The 12591-nt window shown below is 70.0% G+C and carries 11 protein-coding genes; 5 read left to right on the top strand and 6 right to left on the bottom strand.

All coding sequences use genetic code 11. The features are described from left to right. The first annotated feature begins 34 nt into the window (after nt 1-34). The 5 genes from I0D00_RS04385 to I0D00_RS04365 all read left to right on the top strand — a co-directional run bounded on the left by I0D00_RS04385 (nt 35) and on the right by I0D00_RS04365 (nt 5076). On the top strand, nt 35-1471 hold the full coding sequence (locus I0D00_RS04385) for an aminotransferase-like domain-containing protein (protein ID WP_213638523.1): 1437 nt from the start codon (nt 35-37) through the stop codon (nt 1469-1471). Between the two features lie 84 nt (nt 1472-1555). Then, nucleotides 1556-3274 carry a vWA domain-containing protein gene (locus tag I0D00_RS04380; protein WP_213638522.1) on the top strand — a complete coding sequence of 573 codons (1719 nt, stop codon included), beginning with the start codon at nt 1556-1558 and terminating at the stop codon, nt 3272-3274. A 2-nt stretch (nt 3275-3276) separates the two neighbouring features. After that, the gene (locus tag I0D00_RS04375) at nt 3277-3870 is read left to right on the top strand and encodes an RNA polymerase sigma factor (protein WP_338050386.1); all 594 of its coding nucleotides are present in this window, start codon (nt 3277-3279) and stop codon (nt 3868-3870) included. Continuing rightward, nucleotides 3867-4580 carry a hypothetical protein gene (locus I0D00_RS04370; protein ID WP_213638521.1) on the top strand — a complete coding sequence of 238 codons (714 nt, stop codon included), beginning with the start codon at nt 3867-3869 and terminating at the stop codon, nt 4578-4580. The genes I0D00_RS04375 and I0D00_RS04370 overlap by 4 nt, the downstream gene beginning before the upstream one ends. Nucleotides 4581-4881: 301 nt before the next feature. Beyond that, the gene (locus I0D00_RS04365) at nt 4882-5076 is read left to right on the top strand and encodes a hypothetical protein (protein WP_213638520.1); all 195 of its coding nucleotides are present in this window, start codon (nt 4882-4884) and stop codon (nt 5074-5076) included. Nucleotides 5077-5103: 27 nt separating this feature from the next. Here the strand turns inward: I0D00_RS04365 and I0D00_RS04360 are convergent, their stop codons facing one another. From I0D00_RS04360 to I0D00_RS04335, 6 genes are read right to left on the bottom strand one after another with little or no spacing between them, the layout of a single operon-like run. Continuing rightward, nucleotides 5104-5928: an SDR family oxidoreductase gene (locus I0D00_RS04360; RefSeq protein WP_213638519.1), complete on the bottom strand. Its 825-nt coding sequence runs from the start codon at nt 5926-5928 to the stop codon at nt 5104-5106. 55 nt (nt 5929-5983) lie between these two features. Next, a complete protein-coding gene (locus tag I0D00_RS04355; protein WP_213638518.1) occupies nt 5984-7978 on the bottom strand; it encodes an acetyl/propionyl/methylcrotonyl-CoA carboxylase subunit alpha in 1995 nt (664 codons plus the stop codon). Nucleotides 7979-7999: 21 nt separating this feature from the next. Next, nucleotides 8000-8794, bottom strand: coding sequence for an enoyl-CoA hydratase/isomerase family protein (locus I0D00_RS04350; RefSeq protein WP_213638517.1), 795 nt, complete (start codon nt 8792-8794; stop codon nt 8000-8002). Between the two features lie 47 nt (nt 8795-8841). Beyond that, nucleotides 8842-10002: an acyl-CoA dehydrogenase family protein gene (gene atuD / locus I0D00_RS04345; RefSeq protein ID WP_213638516.1), complete on the bottom strand. Its 1161-nt coding sequence runs from the start codon at nt 10000-10002 to the stop codon at nt 8842-8844. A 53-nt stretch (nt 10003-10055) separates the two neighbouring features. After that, the gene (gene atuC, locus I0D00_RS04340; protein WP_213638515.1) at nt 10056-11672 is read right to left on the bottom strand and encodes an acyl-CoA carboxylase subunit beta; all 1617 of its coding nucleotides are present in this window, start codon (nt 11670-11672) and stop codon (nt 10056-10058) included. 1 nt (nt 11673) lies between these two features. Next, a complete protein-coding gene (locus I0D00_RS04335; RefSeq protein ID WP_213638514.1) occupies nt 11674-12552 on the bottom strand; it encodes an SDR family oxidoreductase in 879 nt (292 codons plus the stop codon). Between the last annotated feature and the right edge of the window lie 39 nt (nt 12553-12591).

Below are 12591 nucleotides of genomic sequence, written 5' to 3'. Positions count from 1 at the left end.
TACTGTTACGGTTCAGGCAGGCGGGAAGGCGATCATGACCAATCTGTTGCTCTATCAGCGTATTGCTCAGCAACTGGCCGAAGACATCCGTCGCGGCGTCTATCAACCTGGCGAGCGTGTGCCGTCGGTGCGCAAGATGAGCGCGCAGCTCAGCGTCAGCCATGCGACGGTGTTGCAGGCCTACGCCAACCTGGAGGACCAGGGGCTGATCCGCGCGCGTCCGCAGTCCGGCTTCTACGTGCACCAGACGCCTGCCCTGACCGCGCCGACCCCCGATATCGCCCGGGTCGAGCGGCCCAGCCTGGTCACCCGCAGCAGCATCATCAACCAGATACTCACCGAGTCGCGGCGCGAAGGGGTGTTCCCCTTCGGCGCGGCGGTGCCGCATGTCGACTACCTGCCGGTGCGTGCCCTGCACCAGCAGCTGGCCAAGGTCACCCGTTTTCAAAGCCCGCGGGCCTTCAGCTACATGTTCAGCCCCGGCTTCGAGCCGTTGCGGCGCCAGGTGGCGATCCGCATGCGCGATGCCGGCGTGGTGGTCGATCCTTCCGAGGTGGTGATCACCCATGGCTGCGTCGATGCCCTGCAGATGTCGCTGCGCGTGCTGACCCGGCCCGGCGACCTGATCGCCGCCGAGTCACCGACCTACTACGGCCTGCTGCAGCTGGCCGATCTGCTCGGCCTGAAGGTCATCGAGATTCCCAGCGACCCGACCACCGGCATCAGCCTGGAGGCGCTGCAGCTGGCCGCCAGCCAGTGGCCGATCAGGACCCTGGTATTGACCGCGCGGCTGAGCAACCCCCTGGGCGGCACCATTCCCGAGGAGCGCCAGAAGCAGTTGCTGCGCCTGGCCGGGGACTTCGATATCCAGATCGTCGAGGACGACATCTACGGCGAGCTGATGTTCGAGCAGGGGCCGACCAAGGCGCTCAAGTCCCAGGATCGCGAGGGTCGCGTGCTGTACTGCTCGAGCTTCTCCAAGACCCTGTCGCCGGGGGTGCGCATCGGCTGGATCGTCGCCGGCAAGTACCAGGACGAGATCCAGCGCCTGCAGACCTTCAGCACCCATTCGGCGTGCAGCGTGACGCAGATGGCGGTGGCGGCCTACCTGGAGAACGGCGGCTACGACCGCCACCTGCGCTATATCCGCCAGGAATACCGCAAGAACCTCAGCGCCTTCCAGCTGGCGGTGCAGCAGCACTTTCCCGAGGGCACGCAGATCACCCGGCCGGGCGGCGGCTTCATTCTCTGGGTCAGTCTGCCGGTGCGGGTCAACACCAAGGAGCTGCACGTGCGCGCCCTGCAGCAGGGCATCAGCATCGCGCCCGGGTTGATCTTCAGCAACACCGAGCAGTTCAACCACTGCGTACGTCTGAACTGCGGCATTCCCTGGACCCGCGAGGCCGAGCGGGCGCTGATGACCCTGGGCATGCTGGCCAGTCAGTTGTGCCAGGAAGCCGGCAGCCGATAAGGAATGCTGCCGCGGGCTAACCCGAAGCGGCGGTTCGCTGCGTCTACTCGGACGAAGAGTTCATTCGTCCCGAGGAGATGGACCATGTCCAGGCCATTCACAGCTGTCCCGCCCCCCCTGGTACAGGGCTTCGGTGCCGCCCTGCTGCTGTTGCTGGGGGCCTGCAATGCCACCCAGCCGGAGACGCCGCGCGTGGCGCCGGCGGATCGCCAAGCCACTAGCCTGGCGCAGGCCGCGCTGGCGCAACCCAGCGGCAGGAAGGTCGCGGGCCCAGCCTACGCGCCCCCGGCGGCAGAGCTCGCCAGGCTGCCCGCGGCGCCCCCGGGCGACGCACTGCCGCCGGCCTATCGCGAGGAGCACCGCGAGCGCTACCAGCGTCTCGCGGGCAATCCGGTGCAGGCGGTGGCCGAGGCGCCGGTGTCGACCTTCAGCATCGACGTGGACACCGGCGGCTACGCCAACGTCCGTCGCTTCCTCAATCAGGGCCAACTGCCACCGGCCGAGGCGGTGCGCCTGGAGGAACTGGTCAACTACTTCCCCTATGCCTATCCCGCGCCGCGAGGGGACGTCCCGTTCGGCGTGGACACCGAGCTGGCGACGACGCCCTGGAATCCCCACAGCCTGCTGTTGCGCATCGCGATCAAGGCTGCCGACCTGACGGTAGCGGCGTTGCCGCCGGCCAACCTGGTGTTTCTGGTGGACGTGTCCGGCTCGATGGACCGCCGCGAAGGCCTGCCCCTGGTGCAGAGCACCCTCAAGCTGCTGGTCGAGCAGCTGCGCGCCGAGGACAGGGTGGCACTGGTGGCCTATGCCGGTGAGTCGCGGCTGGTGCTGCCGTCCACGGCCGGCTCGGACAAGGCCGGTATCCGCGCCGCCATCGAACAGCTGCGGGCCGGCGGCTCGACGGCCGGCGAGTCGGGCATCCAGCTGGCCTACCAGCAGGCCCAGCAGGGCTTCGTTGGCGGCGGCATCAATCGCATCCTGCTGGCCACCGACGGCGACTTCAATGTCGGCATCAGCGACTTCGCCACGCTCAAGGCGCTGGCCGCCGACAAACGCAAGACCGGCATCTCCCTGACCACCCTGGGCTTCGGCACCGGCAACTACAACGAGCAGCTGATGGAGCAGCTGGCCGATGCCGGCGACGGCAACTACGCCTATATCGACAACCTGCGCGAGGCGCGCAAGGTGCTGGTCGAGCAGCTCAGCTCGACCCTGTCGGTGGTGGCCCGGGACGTGAAGCTTCAGCTCGAGTTCAACCCGGCCCAGGTCGCCGAGTACCGCCTGCTGGGCTACGAGAACCGCGCGCTGCGCCGCGAGGACTTCGCCAACGACAAGGTCGATGCCGGCGAAATCGGCGCCGGGCACAGCGTCACCGCGCTCTACGAGATAGTGCCGGTGGGCCAGCAGGGGTGGCTGGGGCCGCTGCGTTACCGGCAGCCCGGCGTCGAGGCCGCCGGCAAGTCGGGCGAGCTGGCCTGGTTGCGCATCCGCTACAAGGCGCCACAGGCGGCGCGCAGCCGCCTGCTGGAAGTGCCGGTCCGGGCCCGGCCCGGTGCGAGCCTCGCCGCGGCCAGCGAGGACCTGCGCTTCGCCGCGGCGGTGGCGGCCTTCGCCCAGCAGCTCAGCGGCGGCCGCTACACCGGCGACTTCGACCTGGCCGCCACGGCCGACCTGGCGCGCAGCGCCAGGGGCGAGGATCGCTTCGGCCTGCGCAGCGAATTCGTCCAGCTGGTGGAACTGGCCCGGAGCCTGCAAGCTCCAGCGCTCCCGTCCCCGCCACCCACTGCCAAGGTCGACTGAGTGTGACTGACAAGCCCACTGCCCCAGCCGATGACGACGCCGCCCTGCTGCGCCGTTACCGGCAGGGCGATGCCGAGGCCTTCGCGCTGCTGTACCAGCGCCATCGCCTCGGCCTGTTCCGTTTCCTCTGCGGCCTGTGCGGCGACCCGACGCTGGCCGAGGAAATCTTCCAGGACACCTGGCTGAGCCTGGTGCGCAGCGATTCGTTGCAGCGCGAGCGGGTGTTGTTCAAGACCTGGCTGTACCAGATCGCCCGCAACCGCCTGATCGACCACTGGCGCAAGCACGGCAAGCGTCAGGGGCTGCAGGAGACCTACGACGAACGGCTGCACGAGCGGCCCGGCGAGCAGGGCGACCCCGAGCAGCAGTTCGGCCTGAGTCGCGATCGCCAGCGCCTGCAGCGGGCGCTGGACGACCTGCCGGCCGAGCAGCGCGAGGTGTTCCTGTTGCGCGCCCAGGGCGAGCTGGAGCTGCAGGAGATCGCCGAGCTGACCCGCACCCCGGCGGAGACGGTGAAGAGCCGCCTGCGCTACGCCCTGCAGAAGTTGCGCCGGCTGTTGGCCGACCCCGCCGCGGCCGAAGAGGTATCCGCATGAAAGACCGGCAGACCGAGCCCTCAGCGGCCGACGAGCAGTTGTTGCAACACTACCGCAGGCATCAGGAGCAGGAGCCGCCGGCCGCCCTGGACGCCCGGATCCTCGCCGCCGCCCGGGAGCAGGCCGAGCGCCGGCGCAGTCCCGTGGGGCGCTTGGCGCGTCTGCAGAGGTGGCTGTTCGGTCATGCCACGGGACTGCGCTGGAGCCTGGCCCTGGGCAGTGTCGCGGCCCTGGGACTGGGCTTGAGCCTGAGCCTGAAGACCCTGGAGCGGGCGCCCGCGCAGTTCGCCAGCCCGATGCCGGCGGCCCCTGCCTTGCAGCGCCAGGCCGCGCCTGCCACGAAGCGGAGCATGGCCGAGTCCGCCCGCCTCGCGTCTCCCGCGGCCGAGGTGCAGGCCGACAGTGTCGCGCAGCCGGCGCCGAGCGGCGCTGCGCCGGCTGCGGGCAAGGGCGCGGCGCCCGCCCCGGATGCCCGTGCCCAGGCCGCCTTGCGCGAGGTCCTCGACCTGCGTGCGCGGGGTCAGCACGGCGCGGCGCGGAGCGGCTCGAGGCGCTGCGGCGGGAGCATCCGCGGCTGGATATCGAGGCGCTGCTCGAGCGGCTGCAAGAGGCGGACGAGAACGGCCGGTGAAGGAAAATCGCGCTTGTCAGGCGGCCTCGGGCAGGCCAGCATGGCGTCATTCACCAGCCCTGTCTTCGAGCGATCATGAGCGTCATGCGTTACCTGGCTCTGGCCCTGTTCATCCCCCTGTTGAGTGCCTGCGAGCCGGAAGTCAAACCGGCCAAGGTCGCACCGCCGAAAAGCCCCGTCCCCGCGGAAGTGCCCGTGCCGGGGCAGCAGTCGCCGGCCCCCGTCGCCGCCCCCAGGCCGCGCGGGAGCAGCCGGATGCCGTGCCGCCGGTGCGCGCCCCCGTCTCCACGGCGCCGGCGCCGTCCGTCTCCGCCAACGCCGCAGCGCCAGCCCGGACAGCCGAGCCGGAGCCGCCCGCGCACGCCAGTCTGGACCTCAGCGTGCCTCCCGAGTTGCTCGAGCAGGCCAATGCCGGAGGCGAGGGCGAGCATGGCCTCACGCCGCTGCTGCCGCCCCTGTTCGAGGCGAAGGCAGAGGCGGGTCCCGTTCAGCTCAGCGGCCGGCTGATCACCGAGGAGGCGGGCGACTGGAATTCGCTGGAAGGGGCCGAACTGCAGTTCGAACTCAGACGCTAGCCGCCCGCGCCGTCGCGTCGGTCACCCTCAGTCGAGGAACAGGTCGGGGATCAGCGCCCCGCCGTCCGGGTCGTAGCGGTAGTGGTCGAATTCGCCCTGGCCCTGTTCGCGCAGCAGCTGCTCGTCGACCAGCAGGCGCCCGCTGATGCTGCGCCCCTGGCTGCTGAGGATGGCGTGGGCGGCGTCGGCCATGATCGCCGGAGTGCGGGCGCGCTTGAACACCTCGCGACTGCCCACCTCGAACTCGATGGCGGCGGTGGCGATCATGGTCTGCGGCCACAGCGAGTTGACGCTGATGCCGTATTTCCTGAATTCCTCGTGCATGCCCAGGGTGAGCATGCTCATGCCGTACTTGGTCACCGTGTAGGGGCCGTGCTGGGCGAACCACTTGCTGTCCAGGCTGAGTGGCGGCGACAGGCTGAGGATATGGCCGTTGCCGCTGTGCTTGAGGTAGGGCAGGGCGGCCTGGCTGCAGACCATCACCGCGCGGGTGTTGATCTGGAACATCAGGTCGAAGCGCTTGGGCTCGAGCTGTTCCACCCCCAGCAGCTTGATCGCCCCGGCGTTGTTGACCAGCGCGTCGATGCCGCCGAAGTGCTCGGCGGCGCGGGCCATGGCGGCCTTGACTGCGACCTCGTCGCGCACGTCCAGCTGCAGCGCCAGGGCCTTGCCGCCGGCGGCCTCGACTTCGGCGGCGACGCTGTGGATGGTGCCGGGCAGTTTCGGATGGGCCTCGGCGCTTTTCGCCGCGATCACCAGGTTGGCGCCGTCGCGCGCCGCGCGCAGGGCGATTTCGCGGCCGATGCCGCGGCTGGCGCCGGTGATGAACAGGGTTTTGCCTTGCAGTGACATGGTGGGGTCTCCTTGTCGCGTCGTTATGGCCTGAGCCGTCTGGATCGCCTCGGCGTCATTCGGCCGGAGTAGCGGGTTCGATCTCGATCAACGGCTGCCGGCTCTTCACCTGGTCGCCGCGGCACACCTGCACGCGGCGGACCTTACCGTCGAGCCTGGCCTTCACCGGGTGTTCCATCTTCATCGCCTCCAGCACCAGCAGCAGCTGGCCCTTGGCGACCCGCTCGCCCTCGCTTATCAGTACTTCGACGATGGCGCCATCCATCGGCGCCTTCAGCGTGCCTGAAGCCGCGCCCTCGGCGGCGCCGGCGGGTTGCTGGCTGATGTCCAGCAGTTCCAGGTTGCCGCCCTGGCCGTAGAGCCACAGCCTGGCGCCATCCTGATGATAGGCCAGGCGCCGACGGATGCCGTCCAGCTCCAGGCTGGCCCAGCGGCCGTCGGCGGCGAGCAGGCGCAGCCGCAGTTCCTCGTCGCCGATGCGAGCGGCGAACCCTGGTCGGGTGCCGGACTCCAGTACGCTCAGTGCCACTGCGAAGCGGCGTTCGCCCTGTTGCAACAGCAGGCGCCAGGGCGCGTTGCCGGCATTGCGCCAGCCGGCCAGGCCGCCCTGGTGCGCGGCAGCCAGGGCCGAGGCCTGATAGAGCAGGGCGGCGGCGCTGGCCAGTTCGGCACTGCTCGGTGCTTGCGGGCTCAGGCTGGGATCGTCGGCGAAGTGCCGGTCGATAAAGGCGGTGCTGGCGTTGCCGGCGACGAACTCGGGATGTTTCAGCAGGTTGGCGAGAAAGCGCTGGTTGCCGCCGACACCCAGCAGCACGCAGTCCTCGACCGCGCGCAGCAGCTTGCGCCGGGCCTCTTCGCGGGTCGCGCCGTGAGCGATGAGCTTGGCCAGCATAGGGTCGTAGAAGGGCGAGACGGCCTGACCTTCGAGCAGGCCGTGGTCGATGCGGATGCCATCCAGCTGCGGCGTTTCCCAGCGCAGCACCTGGCCGGTCTGTGGCAGGAAGCCGGCGGCCGTGTCCTCGGCGTACAGGCGCACCTCCATGGCATGGCCGTTCAGGCGGATGTCCTGCTGCCGCAGCGGCAGCGCCTGGCCCTCGGCGACGCGCAGTTGCCAGGCCACCAGGTCCTGGCCGGTGACCAGTTCGGTCACCGGATGCTCGACCTGCAGGCGGGTGTTCATCTCCAGGAAGAAGAACTCGCCGCTCTGATCCAGCAGGAACTCCACGGTGCCGGCCCCGACGTAGTCGACCGAAGCCGCCGCCCGCACCGCGGCCTCGCCCATGGCTTGGCGCAACTCGGCGCCGAGCACCGGGCAGGGCGTCTCCTCGACCACCTTCTGGTGGCGGCGCTGCACCGAGCAGTCGCGCTCGAACAGGTGGACGATGTTGCCCTGGCTGTCGCCGAACACCTGCACCTCGACATGCCGCGGCTGACGCAGGGCGCGCTCCAGGATCAGCTCGCCCGAGCCGAAGGCGCCCTGCGCCTCGGAGCGGGCGCTGCGCAGCTGTGCGGCCAGTTCGCTCGGGGTTTCGACCAGGCGCATGCCGCGGCCGCCGCCGCCGGCGCTGGCCTTGATCATCAGCGGGTAGCCGATGCGCTCGGCCTCCCGGGCCAGGGTCGTGTCGTCCTGGGCTGCGCCCTGGTAGCCGGGGATGCAGGGCACGCCGGCCTCCAGCATGGCGAGTTTGGCCAGGCGCTTGCTGCCCATCAGGTGGATGGCTTCCACGCTCGGGCCGATGAAGACGATGCCAGCGGCCTTGCAGGCCCTGGCGAACTCGGCGTTCTCCGAGAGGAAGCCGTAGCCGGGGTGGATGGCGTCGGCGCCGGTCTTGCGCGCCGCGGCGATGATGCGCTCGATCTGCAGATAGGACTGCGCCGCCGGCGCCGGGCCTATGCACAGGGCCTCGTCGGCCAGCTGCACGTGACGGGCGTCGGCGTCGGCCTCGCTGTACACCGCCACCGTGCGGTAGCCCAGGTCGTGGGCGGTGCGCAGCACCCGGCAGGCGATTTCGCCGCGGTTGGCGATCAGGATCTTGGTGAAGGCGGGCATGCGTGGCGCTCCTCGAGGTGTCTATTGCGCCCAGGCGGGCTTGCGTTTCTGCATGAAGGCCAGGGTGCCCTCGACGCCTTCGGCGCCGGTCACCGCCTCGGCGAACTGTTCGGCGGCATCGTCCAGCAGCCGCCCCAGGGGCTCCTGCCCACTGGCCAGCAGCAGCGCCTTGGTCCGCGCGGTGGCGCCGGGCGCGCAGCGGCGGATCTGCGCCAGGGTCTCGTCCAGGCGCCGCTGCAGGGCTGCGCCGGCGGCCTCGCTGAAGTGCACCAGGCCCAGGCGCAGGGCCTCGCCGGCGTCGAAACGGGCGGCGGTCAGGGCCAGGCGGCGGGCCTGGGTCAGGCCGATGCGCGCCACCACGAAGGGGGCGATCTGTGCCGGCAGCACCCCCAGGCTGGTCTCCGGCAGGCCGAACTGGGCGTCCTGGGCGGCGATCGCCACGTCCGAGACGCAGGCCAGGCCGAGGCCGCCGCCGAGCACCGCGCCCTCGAGCACCACCAGCAGTACCTGGGGCAGGGCCTGGGCCTGCTCCAGCAGGCTGCCGAAGGCGCGGTTCAGCTCGCGGTAGGCCTCGCCGCCGCTGGCGCGCGCCGCGGCCATGTCCCTGATGTCGCCGCCGGCGCAGAAGTGGCCGCCGGCGCCGCGCAGTACCAGGGCGCGCACGCCATGGTCGTCGCGCACGGCGAGCAGCACCCGACGCAGCTCCGTGACCATGGCCAGGCTCATGGCGTTGCGGCAGTCCGGGCGGTTGAGGGTGATATGGAGCACGCCCTCGATCCGTTCCAGCAGCAGGGTGTCGCAGTTCGGTAGTTCCATGGTCTTGTCCCCGTGCAGGGTGGTCGTAGGATGGGGCCAGACGCTGCTCAGCCCTTGTTCTTGCCCGGCAGGGTGCCCATCAGTTTGCAGATGATGCCGAGCATGATCTCGTCGGCGCCGCCGCCGATGGACACCAGGCGGGTGTCGCGGTAGGCGCGCGCCACCGGGTTGTCCCACATGAAGCCCATGCCGCCCCAGTACTGCAGGCAGGCGTCGGTGACCTCGCGGCCCAGGCGGCCGGCCTTGAGCTTGGCCATGGAGGCCAGGCGGGTGACGTCCTTGCCGGCGACGTAGAGTTCGGTGGCCTGGTACACCAGGGCGCGCAGGGCCTCGATCTCGGTTTGCAGCTCGGCCAGGCGGAAGTGGACGACCTGGTTGTCGATCAGCGGGCTGCCGAAGGTCCGGCGCTCCTTGCAGTAGTCGATGGTGGCATCGACGCAGTGCTCCAGGCCCTTGAGCATGTTGGCGGCGCCGAACAGGCGCTCCTCCTGGAACTGCAGCATCTGCAGCATGAAGCCAGACCCTTCCGCCCCTATGCGGTAGCGCTGCGGTACCCGCACCCCGTCGAAGAACACCTGGGCGGTCTCCGAGCTGCGCATGCCGAGCTTGTCCAGGGGCTGGCCGAGGCTGATGCCGGGGCTGTCCATCGGCACCACGATCAGCGACTTGTTGGCGTGGGGCTTGCCGTCCGAGGTGTTGGCCAGCAGGCAGATGAAGTCGGCCGACGGCGCGTTGGTGATCCACATCTTGCTGCCGTCGATCAGGTAGTCGTCGCCGTCCTTGCGCGCGCGGGTCTTCAGGCCGGCCACGTCGGAGCCGGCGCCGACCTCGGAGACGCCGATGCAGCCGACCAGCTCGCCGGCGATGGCCGGACGCAGGAACTGCTCGCGCAATTCGTCCGAACCGAAGCGCGCCAAGGCCGGGGTGCACATGTCGGTCTGCACGCCGATGGACATGGGGATGCCGCCGCAGTGGATGGTGCCGAACTCCTCGGCGGCGACTATGGAGTAGCTGTAGTCCAGGCCCATGCCGCCGAACTGCTCCGGCTTGGAGATGCCCAGCAGGCCCAGTGCGCCGGCCTTCCTGAAGACCTCGTGGATGGGGAAGCGGCCGGCCTTCTCCCACTCGTCGACATGGGGGTTGATCTCCTTGTCGACGAAATGGCGCACCGTGCGGCGCAGTTCTTCGTGTTCCTGGGTGAAGAGCATTTTTATTGTTCTCCTGTAGTCATGGGCTGTGGTGCGCATGGCGCACCCCAGGGTCAGAATCGGGCCACGCCGAAGCTGCTGGGCTTGAGCGGGCGCAACGCGGCCTCGGCGCAGATGTCCAGCAGGTAGCCGAGCAGCTGGCGGGTGTCGCGCGGGTCGATCAGGCCGTCGTCCCACAGCTGGGCGGTGCCGTACAGGGCGGTGGACTGCCCCTCGAGCTTCTGCGCGGTGGCCTGCTCGAGCAGGTCGAGCATCTGTGGGTCGGCCGTCTTGCCTGCCTTGGCGTGCTTCTCCTCGGTGACGATGCGCAGCACCTTGCCGGCCTGGGCGCCGCCCATCACCGCGGTCCTGCTGTTGGGCCAGGCGAAGATGAAGCGCGGGTCCAGGCCGCGGCCGCACATGGCATAGTTGCCGGCGCCGTAGGAGCCGCCGACCACCAGGGTCAGCTTGGCCACCGTGGCGTTGGCCACGGCCTGGATCATCTTCGCGCCGTGCTTGATCACCCCGGCCTGCTCGGCCTCGGTGCCGACCATGAAGCCGGTGGTGTTGTGCAGGAACAGCAGCGGCGTGCCGCTCTGCTCGCACAGCTGGATGAACTGTGCCGCCTTGGCCGCCCCCTGCGGAGTGATCGGGCCGTTGTTGCCGATCACCCCGCAGGGCCGGCCCTCGATGCGAAGGTGGCCGCAGACGGTCTGGGCGTCGAACTCCTGCTTGAAGGCGAGGAATTCCGAGGCGTCGGCGATGCGCGCGATGATCTCGCGCACGTCGTAGGGCTTCTTGGCATCGGCCGGCACCACCCCCAGCAGCTCCTCGGCCGGGTACCGCGGCTCGCGCCAGGTCCGCTGCGAAGGTGTCGGCAGCTGCGCGTTCCACGGCAGCAGGGCGAGGATCTCGCGGGCGATGCGCACGGCATCGGCATCGTTCTCGGCCAGGTATTCGGCGGTGCCGGCCACCTGGGCGTGCATCTCGGCGCCGCCCAGCTCCTCGTCGGTCGCCACCTCGCCGGTGGCGGCCTTGAGCAGCGGCGGGCCGGCGAGGAACAGCTTGGCCTTGCCGCGCACCACCACCACGTAGTCGGACAGGCCCGGCTGGTAGGCGCCGCCGGCGGTGCTGGAGCCGTGCACCAGGGTGATCTGCGGGATGCCGGCGGCCGACAGGCGCGCCTGGTTGGCGAAGCCGCGCGCGCCCTCGACGAAGATCTCCGCCGCGTAGTTGAGGTTGGCGCCGCCGCTCTCGGTCAGGGCCAGCAGCGGCAGCTTGTTCTCCAGGGCGATCTGTTGCAGGCGCAGGGTCTTCTTCAGCCCGCTGGGGCTGATGGTGCCGCCCTTGATCGCGCTGTTGCTGGCGCTGATCAGGCAGCGCACCCCGCTGACGTAGCCGATGCCGGCGATGATGCCGCCGCCGGCCTGGGTGCCGTCCTTGTCGTCGTGCAGCCTGTGGCCGGCCAGCGAGGCCAGTTCGAGGAAGGGGCTGCCGGGGTCGAGCAGCAGGTTGAGGCGTTCGCGCGGCAGCAGCTGACCGCGGCGCTGGAACTTGGCCTTGGCCTCGGCGGCCTGGTCCAGGCACTGCCGCTCGACCTGCCGGAAGCCGGCGATGGCGGCGAGCATGGCCTCGCGGTTGCTGGCGAACTCCTCGCCATGCGGGTCGATTTCGGAGTGGATCACCGGCATCTTATCGCTCCTGTTCTTGCAGCACGTCGGGCAGATGGGCCCGGTGGAAACCGTTGTAGGCCTGGCCCTGTCCCGGCTTGGCCTGGCTCAGCGGGAAGGCCCGGCTGCCGAGGCTGGCGGCGCCGTCGATGCGCACCGTGGTGCCACTGATGAAGGCCGCGCCCGGCGACAGCAGGAAGACGATGGCGGCGGCCACCTCCGCCTCGCTGCCGATGCGTTGCAGCGGCACATGGTCCTTGAGCGAGCGGATCAGCGCCTGCATCGACTCGGGGTAGGTGTCCATGCCGCTGGAGGCGATCCAACCCGGCGCCACCGCGTTGACCCGTACCCCGGCATGGCCCCACTCGACGGCGGCGGTCTTGGTGAAGTTGTCCATGCCGGCCCGCGCCGCGCCGGAGTGGCCCATGCCGGGCATGCCGCCCCACATGTCGGCGAGCATGTTGACGATCGAGCCGCCGGTCCTGCTCATGCTCTGGTTGAACACCTCGCGGGCCACCAGGAAACCGCCGACCAGGTTGGTGCGCACAACCGTCTCGAAGCCCTTCTGGTCGATCGAGGCGAGCGGCGCGGGGTACTGGCCGCCGGCGTTGTTGACCAGGTGCTGGATGCTGCCGTGCTCGGCCAGCACCGTGGCGACCATGGCCTTGACCGCATCCTCGTCGCGGATGTCGCAGCCCCGGTAGCCGGCGCTGCCGCCGTCCCCGCGGATCTCGCCGGCGGTCTTCTCCAGTTTGTCCACCTGGCGCCCGACCAGCACCACATGGGCTCCGAGGGCGGCCAGCTCGTGGGCGGTGCAGCGGCCGATGCCGCTGCCGCCGCCGGTGACCAGGATGCACTGGCCGGCGAACAGGTTGGCCTTGAATACCGAGTCGTATGCCATTGTTCCTATCGTCCTCGTCATGGGCAGGGAAACGGCCAC

Origin of the sequence: Pseudomonas lalucatii (assembly GCF_018398425.1) — a bacterium.
GTDB lineage: Bacteria > Pseudomonadota > Gammaproteobacteria > Pseudomonadales > Pseudomonadaceae > Aquipseudomonas > Aquipseudomonas lalucatii.
This window is presented reverse-complemented; position numbering and strand designations above follow the sequence as displayed.

What these genes read in the sequence shown, in the direction of transcription:
- I0D00_RS04385 (WP_213638523.1), top strand. Translation starts at nt 35, where the DNA reads ATGACCAATCTGTTGCTCTATCAGCGTATTGCTCAGCAACTGGCCGAA.
- I0D00_RS04380 (WP_213638522.1), top strand. Translation starts at nt 1,556, where the DNA reads ATGTCCAGGCCATTCACAGCTGTCCCGCCCCCCCTGGTACAGGGCTTC.
- I0D00_RS04370 (WP_213638521.1), top strand. Translation starts at nt 3,867, where the DNA reads ATGAAAGACCGGCAGACCGAGCCCTCAGCGGCCGACGAGCAGTTGTTG.
- I0D00_RS04360 (WP_213638519.1), bottom strand. Translation starts at nt 5,928, where the DNA reads ATGTCACTGCAAGGCAAAACCCTGTTCATCACCGGCGCCAGCCGCGGC.
- I0D00_RS04355 (WP_213638518.1), bottom strand. Translation starts at nt 7,978, where the DNA reads ATGCCCGCCTTCACCAAGATCCTGATCGCCAACCGCGGCGAAATCGCC.
- I0D00_RS04350 (WP_213638517.1), bottom strand. Translation starts at nt 8,794, where the DNA reads ATGGAACTACCGAACTGCGACACCCTGCTGCTGGAACGGATCGAGGGC.
- atuD (WP_213638516.1), bottom strand. Translation starts at nt 10,002, where the DNA reads ATGCTCTTCACCCAGGAACACGAAGAACTGCGCCGCACGGTGCGCCAT.
- atuC (WP_213638515.1), bottom strand. Translation starts at nt 11,672, where the DNA reads ATGCCGGTGATCCACTCCGAAATCGACCCGCATGGCGAGGAGTTCGCC.
- I0D00_RS04335 (WP_213638514.1), bottom strand. Translation starts at nt 12,552, where the DNA reads ATGGCATACGACTCGGTATTCAAGGCCAACCTGTTCGCCGGCCAGTGC.